Here is a 20,839-nt window from a genome sequence, read left to right as displayed (position 1 = left end):
TCATGCGGCACACCGCAAGACGTCAGCCTTTTATTGACGGTCTATGCCAGGACGCGTGCTATCAGATCAGTCGGAAATTTCTGAAGTGCACCTGTCCGGCCTGCGCTTTCAACGTCTGCGGATCAGAGGCGGTATGGACCTGTACGGTCACCTTTGTCCCGGGCGTTGCTTTGCGGTCAATCTTGAGTACGACGGGCTTCCACTCTTCAGTGGCTCCGGAAATATCTCCGAACGATTCCGCACCTCCAGCCACATCCACCAACACCCCATAACTAAACACCACCAAGTCGCCAGGTTTTACGATTTCGCCGGCCCGCACTTCGAATGTCAGAGCTGTGGGTTTATAGCTTTCCCCCGTAATGGACTGGGACAGGCCGGCTGCCTTTGTTAACTGGATGTAGTGACCCGCGGGGTCTTTTTTGATAGTCCATGTCCCCTCGCCGGACGTACCGGTCCAAGGCGCCAGTTCACCGGTGCTGAAGTCGCCATTTATCAAAAGATTGTCCATCGTCATTCCCTTGCTGATCTGTGATTGGCGGCCTGTGCTCATCCAGCACCCTGACCGCGGCGGACGCCAGTGGCGCGAGCTCAGTGTGTGCTTGAGGAACGGGGCGGGCTACTGTCAGAAGTGACAGTCCAGTCACCCCTTCGAAAACCTGGACGATGGCGAGTCGTCAGATTCTGCGCCAGACACTCGCCAGCCAGGGTTGCTGATCCCTGGGTAATCCAGCAGGTCGATAGTAGTGCTCGACCTCGGTGAATCCGGCTTCGGTCAGCAGTCCGGTCCATGACGCCAGGTCATGAAACGCGCCATAGCGCTCGCCTTTCCAGCCTTCCTGATTGTCGCCCCGGGGATTGGAGCTGAACAGCACGCCGCCGGGCTTCAACGCGGCGTGCAATTCGCGCAGCACCCGAGGCAACTCCTGACGAGGGACGTGGAACAGCGAAGCGTTGGCGAAGATGCCGTCGAAGCGTTCACTCGGGAGATTCAGCTCAAGGAAGTTCTGATGGAGCACGTCGCAGCCGCTGTCGACACGGGCCATGTCGGCGAAACGTTCGGAGCCGTCCAGGCCGGTGGCGATGTGGCCCATGGCGGTGAAGGTTTGCAGGTCACGGCCTGGCCCGCAGCCAAAATCGAGAATCTGAAACGGCGCCGGGCCAGTGATATTGCGCAGCAGCGCGTCGATGTTCTGGCTCACATCATGGTCGCGGGTCCCTTCGCGAAAGCCCTCGGCGACCTCGTTGTAATTGCCGAGGGTAGTGGCGGTGATCTGGGCGAGGTCTTCTGAGTCGAGTTTCATGGGGCGGGTGTCTGGGCAAATAAGGCCGCCAATATACCCCGCTCGCGAATTGCAATCTCCTGGCGGGACTGTACGCCGTCAGTAGGACCGGCTTCATCCGGGAAAGGGCCCGTGTCAGCGCCATTAATTTTGCAGTGTCGCACCCGACGCATTCCCGGCTAAAGCCGGTCCTACTGAATGAACCCATGCCAATAGTAGGACCGGCCAAATCCAGTCCTACTGAATGAACGCTGTAAGTGGGACCGGCTTCAGCCGGGAAGAGGCCGGTGGCAGCGCCATCCATTTTGCAGTGTGACGCCTGACGCTTTCCCGGCTAAAGCCGGTCCTACTGAATGAACCCATGCCAATAGTAGGACCGGCTTTAGCCGGGAAGAGGCCCGTGGCAGCGCCATCCATTTTGCAGTGTGACGCCCGACGCATTCCCGGCTAAAGCCGGTCCTACTGAATGAACCCGTGCCAATAGTAGGACCGGCTTCAGCCGGGAAGAGGCCGGTGGCAGCGCTATCCATTTTGCAGTGTGACGCCCGACGCATTCCCGGCTAAAGCCGGTCCTACTGAATGAACGCATGCTGTTAGTGGGACCGGCTTCAGTCGGGAAAAGGCCCGTGTCAGCGCCATTAATTTTGCAGTGTCGCACCCGACGCATTCCCGGCTAAAGCCGGTCCTACTGAATGAACCCGTGCCAATAGTGGGATCGGCGAAAGCCAGTCCCACTGAATGAACGCATGCTGTTAGTGGGACCGGCTTCAGCCGGGAAAGGGCCCGTGTCAGCGCCATTAATTTTGCAGTGTCGCACCCGACGCTTTCCCGGCTAAAGCCCGTCCTGCAGGGAAAGCACCCTTCGATCAGCGCTTGTTCAGCCGCAACGCCAATCGATCCCCGCCCAACTGGATCACCGCCACCAATATCACCAGCAACACGATCACGGTGAGCATCACTTGGGTGTCAAACCGCTGATAACCGTAGCGATACGCGATGTCGCCCAGGCCACCCGCGCCGATGGCACCGGCCATGGCCGATGAGTTGATCATCGTCACGAGGGTGATGGTGAATCCCCCAACGATGCCGGGCAGCGCTTCGGGCAGCAGCACGTGCCAGACGATGTGCCAGCGGCGACAACCCATCGCTTGTGCGGCTTCGACCAGACCGTGGTCCACCTCGCGCAAGCTGACTTCCGCAATGCGCGCGAAGAACGGCGTCGACGCAATGGTCAGCGGCACCACCGCCGCCCACACGCCGTAGGTCGTGCCGACGATCAGCCGCGTGAACGGGATCAGCGCGACCATCAGAATCAGGAACGGCACCGAACGGAAGATATTCACGAATGCCCCCAGCACCCGGTTCACAGTGGGCGCTTCAAAGATCCCGCCCTTGCCGCTGGTCACCAGAATCACCGCCAGTGGAATGCCCAGCATCAACGCGATCAGCGACGACACGCCGACCATCAGGAAGGTATCGATGACGCCCTGCCAAAGACGATCAAGCCACATAACCCAGTACCTCCGCCTGCTGCGCGTGTTTGCGGGCGCGATTGAGCAATTCTTCCGCCGACAGTGGCGAATGACTCACCGCCAGCAGCAGATGACCCAGCGCACGCCCTTGAATGCGTTCGACGCCGCCATGCAGCAGGCTCACCCGCCCGCCAAAGGCGCTGAACAACGCCGACAGATCAGGCTCCTTGCCGTCGCTGCCGGTGAACTGCAGATCCAGCACAACGCTGGCGTGATGATCGGAAGGGTGCGGCTGCAAGCGCGCTTGAACATCCTCCGGCAGCGCCTGTTGCAGCGGCGCCAGCAGCGTCTTGCTCACCTCATGCTGCGGGTTGCCGAACACCTGCCAGACCGGGCCTTGCTCGACAACCTGACCTTTTTCCAGCACCACCACCCGGTCACAGATCTCCCGGATCACCGCCATCTCGTGGGTGATCAAAATGATCGTCAGCCCCAGGCGCCGGTTGATCTCACGCAGCAGGCCGAGAATCGATTGCGTGGTCTCCGGGTCGAGTGCCGAAGTCGCCTCGTCGCACAGCAGAATCGCCGGATCATGCACCAATGCCCGGGCAATGCCGACGCGCTGCTTCTGCCCACCCGACAACTGCGCCGGATAAGCCTTGTGCTTGCCCTCCAGCCCGACCAACGCCAGCAGCTCGGCGACTTTGCGCTGACGCTGTGCCTTGGGCACGCCCGCGACCTTGAGCGGCAGCTCGACGTTCTGCCACACAGTCTTGGCCGACATCAGATTGAAATGCTGAAAGATCATGCCGATGCGTCGGCGCAGCGCCACCAGCGTGTCTTCGTTGAAGTCGCCGATGTCCACCTGATCGATCAGCACGCGGCCGTTGCTGGGTTTCTCCAGACGATTGATGGTGCGGATCAGCGACGACTTGCCTGCGCCGCTGCGGCCGATGATGCCGAACACCTCACCGCGCTGGATATCCAGGTCGATGCCCTGAAGCGCCGGCACCGGCCCTTGCGGACCTTCATAGACCTTGCCCAGATTAATGAAACGCACATGGGCGTGTTGCTTCTGCGGAAGAGGTTCGGCTTGCTCGGCGGCATGGGGAGCCTCAGCACCTTCAAGCGTCAAAGCGCGTTGCGCGGATGCGGTCATGGTCAGTTCTTCCAGCCAACTTGATACAGCGAGCCATTGACCTTATCCAGCGAGGCGCGCACGACGGGCGAGTGCTGATAGATATCGATGAACTTGGCCAGACGCGGATCATCCTTGTGGTCCGGTTTGATGACGAACTGAATCACGTATTCCGGGTGGTCGAGGCCGTCGAACAGGATCGCCGAGCCAGCATCGAAGGTCTTCGACAAACGGATGTAGGCCGGGTAGCCCTGCACCAGATCGGCATCGTCATAAGCGCGCACCAGTTGCACGGCTTCGACCTGGATCAGCTTGATCTTCTTCGGATTGGCGGTGATGTCGTCTTCGGTGGCCTTGTAACCCACGCCCGGTTTCAGGGTAATCAGGCCGGCCTTGGCCAGCAGTTGCAGACCGCGTCCGCTATTAATCGGGTCGTTGGCGATCGCCACAGTCGCACCGGTTGGCAGCTCATCGAAGCTTTTGTACTGCTTCGAATACAGCCCGACGTTGTTGATGATGCCCGGCGCGTAGGGCACCAGATCGAAGCCGGACGCGGCCTTGGCGTTTTCCAGAAATGGAATGTGCTGGAAGTAGTTCACGTCGATGTCACCGGCGTTGAGGCTGACGTTGGGCGCGATCCAGTCGGTGAATTCCACCAGCTCGACCTTCAGGCCTTGTTTCTCGGCTTCGGCGACGGCGGTTTCCAGCGGGATGGCGAACGCCGCCGTGGTGCCGACTTTGAGCGGTTGATCAGCGGCGTGGGTGATCCCGGTAAACAGGCCCAGGGACAGCGCGAGGGTGAGGAGGGTTTTGGTCATGGGTGGTAATCCGGGTCAGTGGTCTGGTTTGAATGCTTGGATGTCTGTGAAGCCGTCTTCGTCCGGACGCGGCCCAGACCAAGCGCGCTCCTACACGTTGCGGCGCGCTCTGTAGCTCGCCCCTGCGTGGCGATCCGGCAGTCGCGCGTCGCCTTCAAATAACTTCTCGCGCAAGGTGCCGTGTTCGTACGCGGTCTTGTACGAACCCCGTCGTTGCAGCTCGGGGATCACCAGATCGATGAAATCCTCGTAGCTCTCCGGGGTGATGATGCGGGTGAGGTTGAAGCCGTCCAGACCGGTTTCGGCGATCCACGATTCCAGCTCGTCGGCGACCTGCTCGGGCGAGCCAATCAGCGTGAGGTAACGGCCGCCCAGGGCGTGCTGATCGAGCAACTTCTGGCGGGTCCAGTCGTTGTTCTTGAGGATCTTCGTCGCTGACTGAATGGCATTGCCTTTCACGTGCTGGATCGGCTCGTCGAGCGCGTAGTCGGCGAAGTCGATGCCGGTGGACGCGGCAAAATGGGCGAGCCCGGCCTCCGCGCTGGCGTAAGACCGGTACTCCGCATGCTTGGCCCGCGCCGCTTCTTCGGTGGCGCCGACGATCACGTTGAGGCCCATGAACACCTTGATGTCATCGGGATTGCGCCCGGCGGCCACGGCACTGGCTCGGACCTTGTCGACCTGTTCGCGGGTCGCGGGTTTGTTCTGCCCGCTGATAAACACGCACTCGGCGTTGCTGCCGGCAAACTGCAAACCGCGCTCGGAACTGCCCGCCTGAAACAACACCGGCGTGCGCTGCGGCGACGGCTCGCACAAGTGATAACCCTCCACCTGATAGAACTCGCCGCTGTGCCGCACGGGGTGGACCTTTTCCGGCTGGGCATAAATGCGCGCCTGACGGTCCTCGATCACAGCGTCGTCCTCCCAACTGCCTTCCCACAGCTTGTACAAAACCTCCAGGTACTCATCGGCCTGGTCGTAGCGGCGGTCGTGTTCGATCTGCTCGGTCAGGCCCATCGCGCGTGCGGCGCTGTCCAGATACCCGGTGACGATGTTCCAGCCCACGCGTCCGCGGGTGAGGTGATCCAGCGTCGACATGCGCCGGGCGAACAGATACGGCGCCTCGTAGGTGAGGTTGGCGGTCAGGCCGAAGCCGAGGTTTTTCGTGACCGCGGCCATGGCCGATACCAGCAGCAACGGATCATTCACTGGCAACTGGATCGACTCCTTCAGCGTCACGTCCACCGACTTCTGATAGACGTCGTAGACCCCGACGATGTCCGCGATGAACAAACCGTCGAACAGCCCGCGCTCCAGCAACTGCGCCAGATCTGTCCAGTATTCCAGGGTCTTGTACTGGGTGGACGTGTCCCGCGGGTGTGTCCAGAAGCCGTGATTGATGTGGCCAATGCAGTTCATGTTGAACGCGTTGAGCAGGATCTTTTTCTTGCTCATCAGATCGTCCCCCGGCGTGGCGGGTTGACGTCATTGAGGTAGTAATTGCCGATGGCGTGATACTTCCAGCGCACCGGGTCGTGCAGCGTGTGAACCCGCGCGTTGCGCCAGTGCCGGTCAAGGCCGTGCTCCGCCAGCGTGGCCTGGGAACCGGCGAGTTCGAACAACGTGCTGCCGGCATCCAGTGAGATTTCGGTGCTGATCGCCCGCGCTTCCGCCACCGCAATCGATGCCTGAGCCAGCGTTTCGGGCGTGGTCTCGGCCTGTGCGCGATCAAGGTATTCCCCTGAACGTTCAAGCAGGGCTTCGGCGGCGTGCAGACGAATGCCGAGCCTGCCGAAGCTGTGCAGCGTCAGCGGATCATCGACGGCTTTTTCTATGCCGGAGTCGATCCATGGCCGGGTGCGGGTGCGCACGAAATGCAGCGCGTCTTCAAAGGCCGCGCGAGCGATGCCGGTGTCGATGGCGGCATGGAGAATCTGCGCCAGCGGGCCGACGGTGGTCGGGCGCTCAAACGCCGTCTGAAAAGGCACCACGTCATCGGCTTCGACGTACACGTTATCGAACACCACCGAGCCGCTGCCCGTGGTGCGCTGCCCGAACCCGCTCCAGTCGTCGATCACGCTCAGCCCCGCCGCATTCGCCGGCACGAATGCCAACTGCTGCACGCCGTGGTCATCGACCACCGAGGTCGGTATGCGTTGGGCGTAAAGAGCGCCGGTGGCGTAGAACTTACGGCCGTTGATGCGCCAGCCGTTGCCGTCGCGGCTCAGGCGGGTGGTGCGGTCGTGGGCGGTTTTGGTGCCCAGTTCGGCCAGCGCGTTGCCGAAGCGCTGACCGGCAAGAACCTCTGCATACAGCCGCGCCTGCTGCGCCGGGCTGCCATTCACCCGCAGCACTTCCAGCGCGTAGAAGTGGTTCTGTGGAATTTGCCCCAGGGAGGCGTCGGCGGCAGAGATGATCCGAATGACGTCGGCCAGGGTGACATTGGAAACGCCTGCGCCGCCGAAGGCCTTCGGCACGCTGATGCCCCACAGTCCGGAGCGGGAAAACGCTTCCAGTTCCTGATGGGGCAGACGCCGTTCGCGATCACGCGTAGCGCTCTGTTGTTTGAAATCTTCCGCCAGCGTGCGGGCGATGCGCAGTGCCTCGGCGTCGTCACGAATGATCGCGGTCACGGCGGTCGCCTGCGTGTCACGCGGCAAGGTTTGAAGGCTCATAGGTGTGCTTCCAGTGGTCTGGTTATATCCAGGAATGACGGGCAGGCAGGGTGCCGTTCAGGTGCCAGGCGCCGACGGCGTGCACCTTCCAGCGCACCGGGTCATGGAGGGTATGAACCCGCGCGTTGCGCCAGTGCCGATCCAGATTGAATTCAGCCAACGTCGCGCGACTGCCCGACAGCTCGAACAGTTTTTCACTGGCGAGCAGGGCGATCTGAGTGGTCAGCACCTTGGCTTCGGCGACCACGATGGACGCCCGCGCCGCTGAGTGTTCGTCGATGGGTGCGGCGGCAATGTCATCGAGCACGCGACCGGCCTTGCGCAACAGCGCCTCGGCGGCGTGCAGTTCGAGTTTTAGCTTGCCGATGTCGGCGATCACATAGGGATCGTCACTGGCGCGCTCCACATTGGCGTCGATCCATGGTCGTGAACGCTCGCGCACAAAACGGATGCTTTCGTCGATGGCTTCCCGGGCAATGCCCGCATCGATGGCCGCCTGAATCAGCTGCGAAACCGCGCCCTGGATGTTCGGCGACAGGCCGAGCTTCCAGTTATCCACAACCAGCTCGCCACTCACGCGCACGTTTTCCAGCAGCACGCTGCCGCTGGCGGTGGTGCGCTGACCGAAGCCGGACCAATCATCGATGATGTGCAGCCCCGGCGTTCCGCGTGGCACGAACACCAGCACCTGTTTGCCGTCGTCATTGATGGCCTTGACCGCCACCCAGTGGGCGAACAGCGCGCCCGTCGAGTAGAACTTGCGGCCGTTGAGCAAAAAATGATCGCCGTCCGCAGTCAGTCGGGTTCGCACGTCGAGGGTGTTTTTGGTTCCTCGCTCGGGGCCGCCGTTGCCGATGCGTGCGCCGCCCAGGATGCTGGCGAACAGGGTTTCCTTCTGAGCCTCTGTGGCGCTGCCTGTCAGCGAGTAGAGGATACCGAAGTGGTTCTGTGGAATCTGGCCCACGGCAGGGTCGGCTGCCGAGAGGATGGCGAAAACCTCGGCCACTGTGACGAATGACACTTGGGGCCCGCCGTACGCGCGCGGCACCGAGATGCTGCCCAGACCGCTGCGGGTAAACAGTTCGATTTCCGACCAGGGCAGTTGCCGCTCGCGGTCTCGCGTAGCGGCATTGGGGCGCACGATCGCGGCCAGTTCATGGGCCGCGGCAATGGCGTCGGCGTCGTGACGCAATACGTTGGCAGGAAGCAGGGGAGGAGCCACGTCCAGGGTGTGCTGGACAGAAAGGGCGTTGAGATCAGTCATGGTGGTGACCTTCTCGAGCGCGAGCACTGGGGTCGTTGTGCTTGACCATTCGAACCTCGAATCAATACCGCGATGGCGGCGGGAAAATTGACGATGGTCCGGTGGTCCGGTGCATATACCCTAAGCGTGTATAAACATTAAATAAACTCACATTTAGGCATAAGCATAGAAGGCGAAATGGCGGCGGCCGTCCCCAACGCCGTGGCTTGGGTGTAGGTCAGGCATGAGCCGAAAGCCAGCGCCAGAATCATGTACTTGACGATATGTCTGCAGGGCATGGCGAACACCTCGTGAAGGGTTTCACCGCAGGCTAGCAGTCAGTCTTCGATGGACGAGGGAGGAATTTGTAGGACGCTGATGCAGATCATGTGGGAGCTTTCTTCTCCTCTGCGGATCTGTGGAGTTGTTCACATTGCACGACGCCATGTGGCGGGCATGTGGCGGGCAGCACACGTGTCGCAGCGCGCAGAAGGTGCGCCGCGACAGCGTTCTGGGCAGGGTCGATATCAAACTTCGGCCCCATCGGTCACGTCGGTCGATACCTTGATCAGCCGTGCCGGCGCCCAGCGCGAGTTGTTGCCGACCCGGTCAATCACGCAGTAGCTCACCTCCAGATGGGGATCATCGCCGGTCTCGCGCACCAGCTCTGCCGGTATTTCAACAACGATAGGCCGGCCGACGTCATCCTGAGTGAGGGGTGGCAAGTCCAGACGCAGGTCGCCCCAGCGCAGGGTGATCTCGTCGTAGGCATCCATGTTGGGATAGGCGTCGAGGGTGAGCTGCACGCCCTCATCGAAATGGCGCGCCGTCAAACCGTCGTGCATGACCGACTCGGCGAAGGTCACTGGTGCCAGCCCCTGATTCTCATCGCCCTCGCCGCTGACCAATTGACCGCCGGGAGTCTCCAGTTTGACCCACAGTTTGGCGCCAGGAGACTTAATGGGTTCGCTGCCAATTTTGGTAACGCGATAGTAGGTTTTAACTTTTCCGCTTCGAAGAAAACTTTCGGGTACATGTAGGACGGATGTATGCCCGATGTCGGACTCCGATAAAAGTTTTGACGCGGCATAACAACCTCCCCAAAACAATTCGATCAAGTCACCACAGTCCATTTCTGGCCAGGGGTCAATGTGTACCTGCAGATCGGCCGCCGCAAGGGCGCCAATCCCGTGCTTGTTAGACTGTGGGAGATACGGGGCCATCAACTTGAAAGACTGAGTCATTACAGGGGTATGGATCATTTTTTAATACTCTTCGAATGTGTGCCTGGGTCAAGGCAAGTCAGGTAGTTAATTCATCGCAACTGCAACGTGGAAACGACTGGCACTAGTACACGCCGGGATGCGCAGGCATGGCAAACATTACAAACGGTGGCAATTGGTGAGTTGCCGTTTGGCAAAGAAAATAAACACGGAGCGATTTCAGCTAATTGTGTTGCGGTGTTTGTGTCAACGGCATTTAAGTTTTTAAAGTCTGTGAGAGACAAATGCAGAAGTTTCCTACACTCGGGCGTTGCTTATCGGAGGGAGTTACGACTCCGGTCCTACCTGAGCGGCCGGGCGTGCCGCCTTTGACAGCCAGCGAGTGGATGAAAAGTGTCAGCGGCAGTTATTTGTGGGCGGAGAAATGGTCAATCAACGTTGCGGGGAAGCGGAGAGAGTGAGGGCTGTACATATAGAAAAAATAGATAGATGTGCGGCGGTTAGCCGGCGTCGAAACAGTAAGACTTTTAGTGGATCAACGCTTTTCTAAATATGAACGACAAAGAAAACGGCGCCTGTTGGCGCCGTTTTGAACACATATCGTGTCGGACTAGTTCCTGCTGCGCTCAAGAAACTGCCTTGTGCGTTCTTCTTTGGGATTGGCAAACAGCGCTTTCGCCTCACCCTGTTCAACGATGACGCCCTTGTCGATGAAAATCACCCGGTTGGCGACGTCCCGCGCGAAGCTCATTTCGTGGGTCACGATCACCATCGTGCGTTTCTCCAGCGCCAGGGCGTGAATCGTATTCAGCACCTCGCCCACCAGCTCGGGATCGAGCGCAGACGTCGGTTCATCGAACAGAATGACTTCAGGCTCCATGGCCAGCGCACGGGCAATCGCCACCCGCTGTTGTTGGCCGCCAGACAGCCGACGCGGATAAGCGTCCTCTTTCCCCGCGAGGCCGACTTTCGCCAGCAGCGCGCGGCCCAGCTCGATGGCCTGCTCGCGCGGCATCTTCTTGACCACGGTCGGGCCTTCGATGACGTTTTCCAGCGCGGTGCGATGGGGGAACAGGTTGAAGTTCTGGAAGACGAACCCGACATGCTGGCGCAGTTGCCGGATCAGTCCCTGTTGCTGGCTCAGCGGACGGCTCAAATCGACTTTGATGTCGCCCACGACAATGCTGCCGCTCGTGGGCACTTCCAGCAGGTTCAGGCAGCGCAACAAAGTGGTTTTGCCCGACCCGCTTGGGCCGATGATCGCCACCACCTCACCAGGCTCGACCTTCAGGTCGATGCCCTTGAGCACTTCGTTGCCCTTGAATTGCTTGGTCAGTTTTTCAACCGTGATCATGCCTCAGGACTCCACGTCGTGGCGGTTGGCCCGTGCTTCCAGGCGATTTTGGAAATGCGCCAGGATGCTGCACAGCACCCAGTAGATCAGCGCAACGGTGAAATACATGGTGAAAATTTCCAGCGTCCGCGAAGAGATCAGCTGCGCCTGGCGGAACACTTCCGGCACCTGAATGGTGGCGGCCATCGCCGTGTCCTTGACCAGCGAAATAAAGCTGTTGCCCAGTGGCGGCAACGCGGTGCGTGCAGCTTGCGGCAAGATGGCGCGGCGCATCGTCTGGGCGCGCGTCATGCCGATGCTCGCAGCGGCTTCCCATTGCCCTCGGTCCACCGAACTGATCGCTGCCCGAAGGATTTCGCAGGCATATGCGGCCATGTTCAGCGAAAGACCGATCAGCGCTGCGGTGATCGCATCCAGTTCAATCCCCAGGTCCGGCAAGCCGTAATAGATCATGAACAGCTGGACGAGAAGCGGCGTCCCACGGAAAAACGACACGTAAACCCTGGCAACGGCACTGATGACCCAGATCTTCGACAAACGCATCAGTGCCAGGCCGAAGCCCAGCACCAATCCGAAAAACATCGACCCCAGGCTCAAGCCCACCGTGTAATACGCGCCCTTGAGCAAAAAGGGCGCGGAGTCCAGCGCGAGCTGAAGGCTCTCTGGAATCATTTGGTCACGTCAGCCTTGAAGTACTTGTCCGACAGCTTGGCGAGGGTGCCGTCGGCGCGCAGCTTGTCGATGGCCTTGTTGATCGCGTCCAGCAATTCAGGCTCGCCCTTGCGCAGTGCGACACCGGACTCCTGACGGGAGAACGCTTCGCCGGAGACCGCCAGTTTGTCCTTGGTCTTGGCGACCAGTTCCAGTGCAGCGAGGCGATCGACGAGGATGGCGTCGATACGGCCGACACGCAGGTCCTGGTATTTGGTCGGATCATCGTCGTAGGTTTTGACGATGGCATCAGGCACGTTGGCTTTGAGCCATTCTTCGTAGTTGGTGCCCAGACCGACACCGACTTTTTTGCCTTTCAGGTCAGCAGCCGTCTTGATCACGCCGACGTCTTTGGTCTGCACCAACGCTTGAATGCCCGATACGGTGTACGGTTCGGAGAAGTCGTACTTTTTCTTGCGCTCGTCGGAGATGGTCACCTGGTTGATCACCACATCCAGACGCTTGGATTCCAGCGCGGCCAGAATGCCAGCCCACGGCGTGGCTTGCAGCTTGACCTTGACGCCCAGTTCCTTGGCGAGTGCTTCAGAGAACTCGACTTCAAAACCGGTCAGTTTGCCGTCTTCACCCACGAAGCTGAACGGGGGATAAGTGCCTTCCAGGCCGACATTGAGGGTTCCATTCTTTTTGATCGTTGCCAGTTGTTCGCCAGCCATAGCCTGGCTGACCAGACCGGTGCCCAGCACCAGGCTGAAGGCCGACAACAGAAAGGTGCGGCGGATTGCAGACATGTTCATGAAAGTCCCCTGTTTTAATTGGAATGTCAGGCAAGTATCAGACCCGACGAAGCTACGTTGGGATCACGCGTTTATCCAGCTTTTTCAGTCGCCTGCGAGGCTCTGCGCGCCGGCTGGCGGCGATCATAAGACCCGAACCAAGACCTGAAAAATAATAAAAATCGGACTGCTTATCAGTTTTTGGAATATTAAGCCCGTGCAACCCTGCGAGCAGGAGTGTGAAGGTGGCTCTATGCCGCCGAAAAGACGCCCTGGTACGCAAACAAGGCAGGCGCCCCGCCGGTGTGCAGGAACACGATCGGCCCGTCTTCGAAACGCTGCCGGCCAATGCCGTCGAGCAGTCCGGCCATGGCTTTGCCGGTATAGACCGGGTCCAGCAGCAGCCCTTCATGACTGGCCACCAGCCGGATCGCCGCCAACGTCCCGGCATTCGGCTCGCCGTACCGTGGGCCGAAGTATTCGTCCCACAGCTGCACCTTGAACGCGGCGGGCAGTGATTCGCCCAGCAGTTCGACGGTTTGCTCGGCCAGACGCTGAACCTTGGGCGCCTGGGTTTCTTCCGGGCGCGACACGGTCACGCCAATCACCGGGAGCTCGGGCAGTTCTTCAGCCAGCGCAAGTGCCAGGCCGCTGTGGGTACCGGCACTGCCCGACGCGAGGACGACGGCTGCGAATGACAGGCCGCTTTGCTTGATCTGCTCGGCCAGTTCAAAACCGGCCTGCACATAACCCAGCGCGCCGAGGGCGTTCGAACCGCCGATCGGCACCAGGTACGGCTTCTTGCCGCTGAGACGCAGTCGGCTCGCAAGTGCCTGCAACTGCTCATCTGCACTGTCGAGGTTTTCGACCAATTCGACTTTGGTATCGAACAAATCCAGCAACAGGCGATTGCCGTTGCCCAGGTAATTGCTGTCGTCAGTCGCGATCGGGTTTTCCAGCAGGGCGACACAACCCAGGTCAAGACGGGCGGCGAGGGCGGCGGTTTGGCGAACATGATTGGACTGAATGGCGCCCGCAGTGATCAGCGTGTCGCACCCTTGAGCCAAGGCGTCGGCCGCGAGGTATTCCAGCTTGCGCAGCTTGTTGCCGCCCATGGCCAACGGGGTGATGTCGTCGCGTTTCACGTAAATGTCGCGGCCGGCCCAGGTCGAAAGGCGTTCCAGCTTTTCAAAGGGCGTCGGGCCGCCGAGCAATTCCAGACGGTTAAAACGGGCGAGCTGTTGTTTGATCATGGTGGCGTCGACAGGTCTGCAATTGAGTCGCAGGACTATAGGCAGACGTTTCCCGCAGGGCAACCGCCCGGGTTCCGCCGTCCTCTGCGCAGAAGCCTCGCGAAAATAGTTATTTTTTTGCCGCGAAGGGATGTCGTAGAGTGATTCCACTTCGGCCGTTACAGCCTGACTCGCCGTTGAATTGAGGAGAAATCTGCGTGAGCACTATTCCCGACCTGTCCCCGGAATCCTGCGCCGAGGGCGTGACCGGCCACTGGCAATTGCAGCGGATTGTGGGCGAATTGCGCGCCGCGCGTGATGACTGGCGTACCAGCAACGGCCGAATCAGCGGCGAGAAGGGCGGCCGCGAGCTGCCTTCGCGGGAGGCCATGCGCGACATTCTCGATGCCTTGTGCGGCGCGCTGTTTCCGATGCGGCTGGGGCCGGTGGACCTGCGCGAAGAGAGCGAGGACTTCTACGTCGGCTACACCCTCGACGTGGCGTTGAATTCGTTGCTCGACCAGGCGCGCCTTGAACTGCGCTACGCCGCCCGCCAGAAAGGCCAGGATGCCAGCTGCGCGGACGTGCATGCGGAACGGCTGATTCAGGATTTCGCCAGCGCGCTGCCGACCATTCGCCGCATCCTCGACACCGACGTGCTGGCGGCGTATCACGGTGACCCCGCCGCGCGGAGTGTGGATGAGGTGTTGCTGTGCTACCCGGGCATTCTGGCGGTGATCCACCATCGTCTGGCCCATCACCTGTATCACAACGGTTTGCCCCTGCTGGCACGCATCAGCGCCGAACTGGCCCATTCCGCGACCGGCATCGATATTCATCCCGGCGCGCAGATCGGCCCAAGCTTCTTCATCGATCACGGGACAGGCGTGGTGATTGGCGAGACTGCCATCATCGGTGAGCGCGTGCGCATCTATCAGGCGGTCACGCTGGGCGCCAAACGCTTCCCTTCCGATGAGGATGGTCAGTTGCTGAAGGGCCAAGCGCGCCACCCGATCGTCGAAGATGATGTGGTGATTTATGCCGGTGCCACGATTCTGGGGCGCATCACCATCGGCAAGGGCTCGACCATCGGCGGCAACGTCTGGCTGACGCGCGGCGTCCCGGCAGGCAGCAACGTCAATCAGGCGAGCCTGCAGCACGAGGATGGCTGTCCGAAGTAGCCCGTCATATCGCAAATTTCCGGGTGCGCACGCTGGCCTTTTCCCGGCTGAAGCCGGTCCTACTGATCAACCGCGCACATCGTGTAGGACCGGCTTTAGCCGGGAAGACGGCGGGTGTCACTCCGCAATTTCTTCAGCGCTTTAAAAACCCTCCCGAACCCACGGAACGAAAGGCTTTCGTCGTCCGTCCTACCCTCGCCTGAGAGAGCGTCACGCCACTGTGCATTAGTCTCCAGCCGTGTTTTCGTGTTTTAATTGAACGTTCAATCAAGTTAAACCGGTGGTTCGCTGCCCGCTGATCTCAGGAGGCCTACCTTTGCCGCATACACGTTGCATGATCAATCCCCTCGCCCGCGCGGCGGTATTCATATGAATAATTCGAGCGCTCCGAACAGCTCGGCTGTTCGCATGAACGGCCCTGTTTTCTACTTTGCCGCCAGCTTCATCCTGATCTTCGGACTGGTCGTGATCGGTTTCCCGGAAGCCTCGGGTGCCTGGTTGCTTGCCGCGCAGAACTGGGCCGCCAATACCGTTGGCTGGTACTACATGCTGGCCATGACCCTGTATCTGCTGTTCGTGGTTGTTACCGCGATCTCAGGCTACGGCAAGATCAAGCTTGGCGCGGACCACGACGAACCCGAGTTCAGCTACCTGTCTTGGGCCGGCATGCTGTTCGCCGCAGGGATCAGCATCACGCTGTTCTTCTTCTGTGTGTCCGAACCGCTGACCCACATGCTGGCGCCGCCACAGGGGGAAGGCGGGACCACCCAATCGGCACGTCAAGCTATGCAGCTGCTGTTTCTGCACTGGGGCTTGCACGGTTGGGGCGTGTTCGCGTTCGTCGGCATGGCACTGGCTTACTTCGCGTATCGCCATAACCTGCCGCTGGCATTGCGTTCAGCGCTGTATCCGCTGATCGGCAAGCGCATCAATGGCCCGATCGGCTATGCGGTCGACGGCTTCGGCATCATCGCCACCATCTTCGGCCTCGGCGCCGACATGGGCTTTGGCGTCCTGCACCTGAACTCCGGGCTGGACTACCTGTTCAACGTGCCGCACACCCAATGGATTCAGGTGGGTTTGATCACCCTGATGATGGGCGCGGCAATCCTCGTGGCCATTGCAGGCGTGGACAAAGGCGTGCGCGTCATGTCCGACATCAACATGCTGCTGGCCTGCGCGCTGCTGCTGTTCGTGTTGTTTGCCGGGCCCACGCAACACCTGCTCAATACCCTGGTGCAGAACATCGGTGATTACCTCGGCGCACTGCCGGTCAAGAGCTTCGACGTGTATGCGTACGACGGCCCGAGTGACTGGCTGGGCGGCTGGACCGTGTTTTATTGGGCGTGGTGGATTGCCTGGTCGCCGTTCGTGGGTCTGTTCATTGCGCGTATCTCCCGTGGCCGCACCATTCGTGAATTCGTCTGTGGCGTGCTGCTGATTCCGCTGGGTTTCACCCTGGCCTGGATGTCGATCTTCGGTAACAGCGCCATCGACCTGGTGCTGAACCACGGCATGGCGGCCTTGGGCCAATCGGCTATCGACGATCCGTCGATGACCCTGTACCTGATGTTGCAGACGTACCCGTGGAGCCGGACGGTCATTGCCGTGACGGTGTTCATCAGCTTCGTGTTCTTCGTGACCTCGGCCGACTCCGGCACCGTGGTGCTGTCGACACTGTCCGCCAAAGGCGGCAGCCCGGACGAAGACGGCCCGAAATGGCTGCGCGTGTTCTGGGGCGTGATGACCGCGCTGATCACCAGCGGGTTGCTGTTCTCGGGCAGCATCGATGCGCTGAAGTCAGCGGTGGTGCTGACCTCGTTGCCGTTCTCGCTGATTCTGCTGCTGATGATGTGGGGGCTGCACAAGGCGTTCTATATGGAATCCCAGCGCAAGATCGCCCAGCTGTATTCGCTGGCACCGGTCTCTGGGGCGCGGCGCGGCGGATGGCGTCAGCGTCTGACCCAGGCGGTGGCGTTCCCGTCCCGGGACGAGGTTTACCGCTTCCTCGATCAGACCGTGCGCCCGGCGATTGAAGAAGTGACGGCAGTGTTCGTCGAGAAGGGTCTGACCGTCGTGACTCAGCCGGATCCGGCCAACGACACCGTGGGCCTGGAGATCGGCCACGGTGAAGAGCGTCCGTTCGTGTACCAGGTGACCATGCGTGGCTACTTCACGCCGTCCTTTGCGCGCGGCGGCATGGGCTCCAAGCAGCTCAACAACCGCCGTTACTACCGTGCCGAAGTGCACCTGAGCGAAGGCAGTCAGGACTACGACCTGGTGGGCTACACCAAGGAACAGGTGATTAACGACATCCTCGATCAGTACGAGCGCCACATGCAGTTCCTGCACCTGGTGCGTTGAGGCTGTTTCGTTTGTAGAAACACGCGTGCCCGCGACGGCGTCGTGCCAGTCCCTCTAACCGGGGGCTGTCACGAAATCTTCGCGGGCACGCGCGCTTCTACCGCCTGGTTTTACGCCAGGCCATCTTTCGCCCGCAGCACTTGACCATTCACCCAGTCTGAATCCGGGCCGGCAAGGAAGGACACGACGCTGGCGATATCTTCCGGCTGTCCCAGCCGTTGCAGCGGCGGCATGTTGGCGAAGTGCTGGATCTGCTAAGCGAACAATTGAATGCGCATCGCCGCCTGTCTGCGCTGAAGGGGTGGCATTCGTCCACTCGCTTGAACCCCCTCGTCGCACGCAAATCCGAGTAATCTCACGGGTTTGGTTATGTGACCTGACTTCCATACAAGAAAGAGAGGACTGGATGACTTACATCGCTGCCGAAAACCGTTATGAACGCATTCCCTATCGTCGCGTAGGCCGTAGTGGCCTGGTGTTGCCAGCGCTCTCCATGGGGCTGTGGCATAACTTCGGCGACAGCACGCCGATGGACACCCAGCGCGCGATGCTGCGCACGGCCTTCGATCTGGGTATCAACCACTTCGACCTCGCCAACAACTATGGCCCGCCCTACGGCAGTGCCGAGATCAATTTCGGCCGCCTGCTCAAAGAAGACTTCAAGCAGTACCGGGACGAGTTGATCATCTCCAGCAAAGCCGGCTGGGACATGTGGCCGGGGCCTTACGGTCAGGGCGGCGGATCGCGCAAGTACGTGCTCGCCAGCCTCGACCAGAGCCTGCAGCGCATGGGTCTGGACTACGTCGATATTTTCTATTCCCACCGCTTCGACCCGGACACCCCGCTGGAAGAAACCGCCAGCGCACTGGCCACTGCTGTGCAGCAGGGCAAAGCGCTGTATATCGGGATTTCGTCGTATTCAGGCGCCAAAACCCGGGAAATCGCCGGCCTGCTGAAAGAGTGGAAAGTGCCGCTGCTGATTCATCAGCCGGCCTATAACCTGCTCAATCGCTGGGTCGAAAAAGACCTGCTGGACACCACCGAGGAACTCGGCTCGGGCGTTATAGCGTTCACCGCACTGGCCCAGGGGTTGCTCTCGGACAAGTACCTGAACGGCATTCCAAAAGACGCGCGGGTCAACCGTCCCGGTGGCGGCTCGTTGCAGGCGGCGCATTTGTCGGAGCAGAACATCGAGCACGTCCGTGCGCTGAACGAGATCGCCAAGCGTCGCGGCCAGAGCCTGGCGCAGATGGCACTGGCCTGGACGCTGCGCGATCCACGCGTCACCTCCGCACTGATCGGTGCTAGCCGTCCGGAGCAGATCATCGAGAACGTCGGCGCCCTCGACAACCTTGAGTTCAGTCAGGAAGAACTGGCTGAGATCGACCGCTTCGCAGTCGAAGGCGGGATTAACTTGTGGGAAAAGCCTTCGTCGGCGGAGTAAAGGGCTCCCTTCGCTGGGGGTGGGCATAGTTCACCGCCCCCAGAGGTGCCCGCCAGCCCACGGTCAGGTAAAGCTTGCCTGGATCCGGTGCCAACTGTGCCGGAGCGTTGTCCGGGCGCCAGGCGATGACGAGAAAGGGCAGTTGATCGGCCGGATCGCTGTTCATCGTCTCAGACTGCCTTCTCTGACCAGCGGATCTGTCGAGTTTTCGCGGGTGATTGGCCAGCAGGGCTGTGCACGCGGGGCAGGCGCTCGAAGCTGAGGGTCATCGGGTGCCTGTTGATGGTATTCGGGATGATGCTCCTGATAGTCCAAGGCCGCCTGAACCAGGCATGCATCGCTGAAGCGTGGTCCCCAGAACGCGGCGTTTACCGGCAACTGTCTGGTGATGCCAGTAGTCCCATGGCCGACGGGAAATGTCACCATTGGCCATCCCAGCGCATTGGGCAGATCGTAATAGAGCCGTTGATTTTGCAATCCGGAGGGCTCGCCCAGTCCCATTCGAAACCCCACATTCGCGCCCAATGGCATGACCACCATGAAATCCACGCCTGCTTCATCCAGAGCGTCTTGCCATAAAGCCATTTGCGCGCGACGTCGCTGCTCCGCTTCTATTCGCACTGAGCACGGCATCTGTTCTATGACCGGGTGGGTGAATGCCGTGCCGTAGTAGCGCAGTAGTGTTTCCTTGTCGTCATCGGGTCGACCTGCGGCAAAGTCTTGGACGGCTTGCCAGTAACTTGCTTCGTATTGCTGGCAGTAAGTAGTCGCCATTGCGGGTGTTACAAATATGTCGGGGTTTTCAGTCGTCCACAGGATGGGTCCTGCGTAATAAAGACGGTTCACCTCATCGGCCATGTTTACTCCCTCAAATTCGATCACTCTTGCACCGAGCTGCTGCAACTGCTGTTTGAAGCGCTCAAAAGCCAGTCCATAGTCCGGGTCGTAGGTTTGTCCCGGAGGAGCGTCTGAGGCTGACATCCAGTCAGTCTGCGGCACGCCGATCGTCAGTCCCGTCAGTGGGGTATCCCCCGGACGTGGTGTGGTCGGCATCTGTGGGAACGGCAGCGGCGTGTACAGCGTTTGCGGATCGCCAAGGGGGTCAGGGCCTTGTATCGCGGCAAGAAGATGAGCGGCGTCCTGTACTGAACGTGCCATCGGACCGACTACATCCCAACCTATGCGCAACGGCATTAAGCCGCCGGTCGATACGTAGCCCAGTGACGGCTTGATGGCGCTGGCACCGTTGGCAGCGGCCGGAATGATCATGGAACCGCCGGTCTCCTCACCAAGCGTAGCGACACACAGCCGAGCGATCGGGGCAATAGCGGATCCGGAGCTTGATCCACCGGGCACTTTGTCCACATCCCAAGCGTTACACCCAAAATCACCGACGGTGCTGCCTGAAAAGCGTGAGCAAATGGTATGACCCAGCACGACAGCCCCCGCAGCGCGCAATCGAGCGACGGCGGTGGCATTGCGAAGTGCGAAATTGGTACTGAATTCTGGTGCGCCATTCTTGCTCTCAAGGCCGACGATGCCTATGGAATCCTTGACGCCAACGGGTATTCCGCAAAGCATCGGCGCGATGCCACGCGGATCATCCGGATTGTTGATCCATGCATCGGCGTCTTGTGATTGGGCGAGCGCCTGCTCGCGATCAACCCGCACAAACGCGTTATAGCCGCCATTGTCGTTGTAGGTCTCAAACGGGCCATTGAGCTGATCAATGCGCTCAAGATAGGCAAGGGTGATTTGCCGGGACGTCAGTTCGCCAGTACGCAGCAATGTGGCCATTTCGACGAGCGAATAGTCGACCAGGCGCGCCTGACTTTTGATTTGCCGGCGCTGAAATCGTTGACCGATGCCCCATTGAAAGGCGTATTGCCAGAATCGGTTCACGTGATTGAGCTCCCTGTCTCAGTGGTCGAGACTTCAGGAGCTAATCACTGTTGCCTTACGGCGTAAAC

17 protein-coding genes and 1 pseudogene are annotated in these 20,839 nt (G+C 60.3%); 3 read left to right on the top strand and 15 right to left on the bottom strand.

Annotated elements, in window-relative coordinates:
* Positions 1-61: 61 nt before the first annotated feature.
* The 13 genes from SLW75_RS20685 to SLW75_RS20625 all read right to left on the bottom strand — a co-directional run bounded on the left by SLW75_RS20685 (position 62) and on the right by SLW75_RS20625 (position 13,901).
* Positions 62-508: a hypothetical protein gene (locus SLW75_RS20685; protein WP_065991007.1), complete on the bottom strand. Its 447-nt coding sequence runs from the start codon at positions 506-508 to the stop codon at positions 62-64.
* Positions 509-674: 166 nt separating this feature from the next.
* Complete coding sequence (locus tag SLW75_RS20680; RefSeq protein ID WP_410935320.1) at positions 675-1,301, bottom strand: class I SAM-dependent methyltransferase; 627 nt, start codon at positions 1,299-1,301, stop codon at positions 675-677.
* 845 nt (positions 1,302-2,146) lie between these two features.
* On the bottom strand, positions 2,147-2,791 hold the full coding sequence (locus tag SLW75_RS20675; RefSeq protein WP_192135597.1) for a methionine ABC transporter permease: 645 nt from the start codon (positions 2,789-2,791) through the stop codon (positions 2,147-2,149).
* A complete protein-coding gene (locus SLW75_RS20670; protein WP_410935319.1) occupies positions 2,781-3,911 on the bottom strand; it encodes a methionine ABC transporter ATP-binding protein in 1,131 nt (376 codons plus the stop codon). Before SLW75_RS20670 ends, SLW75_RS20675 begins: the two co-directional genes overlap by 11 nt.
* Before the next feature lie 2 nt (positions 3,912-3,913).
* Complete coding sequence (locus tag SLW75_RS20665; RefSeq protein WP_192135586.1) at positions 3,914-4,708, bottom strand: MetQ/NlpA family ABC transporter substrate-binding protein; 795 nt, start codon at positions 4,706-4,708, stop codon at positions 3,914-3,916.
* A gap of 90 nt (positions 4,709-4,798) precedes the next feature.
* Complete coding sequence (locus tag SLW75_RS20660) at positions 4,799-6,163, bottom strand: LLM class flavin-dependent oxidoreductase (RefSeq protein WP_410935318.1); 1,365 nt, start codon at positions 6,161-6,163, stop codon at positions 4,799-4,801.
* Positions 6,163-7,368, bottom strand: a complete 1,206-nt coding sequence (locus SLW75_RS20655) for an SfnB family sulfur acquisition oxidoreductase (protein ID WP_192135618.1) — start codon at positions 7,366-7,368, stop codon at positions 6,163-6,165. The genes SLW75_RS20660 and SLW75_RS20655 overlap by 1 nt, the downstream gene beginning before the upstream one ends.
* 37 nt (positions 7,369-7,405) lie before the next feature.
* The gene (locus SLW75_RS20650) at positions 7,406-8,647 is read right to left on the bottom strand and encodes an SfnB family sulfur acquisition oxidoreductase (RefSeq protein WP_410935317.1); all 1,242 of its coding nucleotides are present in this window, start codon (positions 8,645-8,647) and stop codon (positions 7,406-7,408) included.
* A gap of 506 nt (positions 8,648-9,153) precedes the next feature.
* Positions 9,154-9,888, bottom strand: coding sequence for a hypothetical protein (locus SLW75_RS20645; protein ID WP_410935316.1), 735 nt, complete (start codon positions 9,886-9,888; stop codon positions 9,154-9,156).
* Between the two features lie 571 nt (positions 9,889-10,459).
* Complete coding sequence (gene tcyN, locus SLW75_RS20640; RefSeq protein ID WP_065991020.1) at positions 10,460-11,203, bottom strand: L-cystine ABC transporter ATP-binding protein TcyN; 744 nt, start codon at positions 11,201-11,203, stop codon at positions 10,460-10,462.
* Between the two features lie 3 nt (positions 11,204-11,206).
* The gene (gene tcyL / locus SLW75_RS20635) at positions 11,207-11,875 is read right to left on the bottom strand and encodes a cystine ABC transporter permease (RefSeq protein ID WP_410935315.1); all 669 of its coding nucleotides are present in this window, start codon (positions 11,873-11,875) and stop codon (positions 11,207-11,209) included.
* On the bottom strand, positions 11,872-12,669 hold the full coding sequence (gene tcyJ / locus SLW75_RS20630) for a cystine ABC transporter substrate-binding protein (protein WP_065991028.1): 798 nt from the start codon (positions 12,667-12,669) through the stop codon (positions 11,872-11,874). The genes tcyL and tcyJ overlap by 4 nt, the downstream gene beginning before the upstream one ends.
* A gap of 230 nt (positions 12,670-12,899) precedes the next feature.
* The gene (locus SLW75_RS20625; protein WP_410935314.1) at positions 12,900-13,901 is read right to left on the bottom strand and encodes a D-cysteine desulfhydrase; all 1,002 of its coding nucleotides are present in this window, start codon (positions 13,899-13,901) and stop codon (positions 12,900-12,902) included.
* 215 nt (positions 13,902-14,116) lie between these two features.
* Between SLW75_RS20625 and epsC the strand changes: the two genes are divergently transcribed.
* Positions 14,117-15,061, top strand: a complete 945-nt coding sequence (gene epsC, locus SLW75_RS20620; protein ID WP_410935361.1) for a serine O-acetyltransferase EpsC — start codon at positions 14,117-14,119, stop codon at positions 15,059-15,061.
* Positions 15,062-15,430: 369 nt separating this feature from the next.
* Positions 15,431-17,425 (top strand): choline transporter BetT, encoded by a 1,995-nt coding sequence (gene betT, locus SLW75_RS20615; RefSeq protein WP_065991032.1) that lies wholly within the window; start codon positions 15,431-15,433, stop codon positions 17,423-17,425.
* Positions 17,426-17,535: 110 nt separating this feature from the next.
* On the opposite strand, the pseudogene SLW75_RS20610 reads toward betT, so the two are convergent.
* Positions 17,536-17,679, bottom strand: a pseudogene (locus SLW75_RS20610) (SDR family oxidoreductase); the annotation flags it as partial.
* 152 nt (positions 17,680-17,831) lie between these two features.
* Between SLW75_RS20610 and mgrA the strand changes: the two are divergent.
* Entirely contained in the window at positions 17,832-18,869 is a 1,038-nt protein-coding gene (mgrA, locus tag SLW75_RS20605) for an L-glyceraldehyde 3-phosphate reductase (RefSeq protein WP_065991034.1), read from the top strand.
* A gap of 162 nt (positions 18,870-19,031) precedes the next feature.
* On the opposite strand, the gene SLW75_RS20600 is transcribed toward mgrA, so the two are convergent.
* Positions 19,032-20,771 (bottom strand): amidase, encoded by a 1,740-nt coding sequence (locus SLW75_RS20600; protein ID WP_410935313.1) that lies wholly within the window; start codon positions 20,769-20,771, stop codon positions 19,032-19,034.
* Positions 20,772-20,839: the final 68 nt, after the last annotated feature.

Source organism: Pseudomonas sp. W5-01 (genome assembly GCF_046540435.1).
Classification (GTDB): domain Bacteria; phylum Pseudomonadota; class Gammaproteobacteria; order Pseudomonadales; family Pseudomonadaceae; genus Aquipseudomonas; species Aquipseudomonas graminis_B.
Note: the sequence above shows the minus strand (reverse complement) of the source record. Positions and strands in the feature narration are given on the sequence as shown.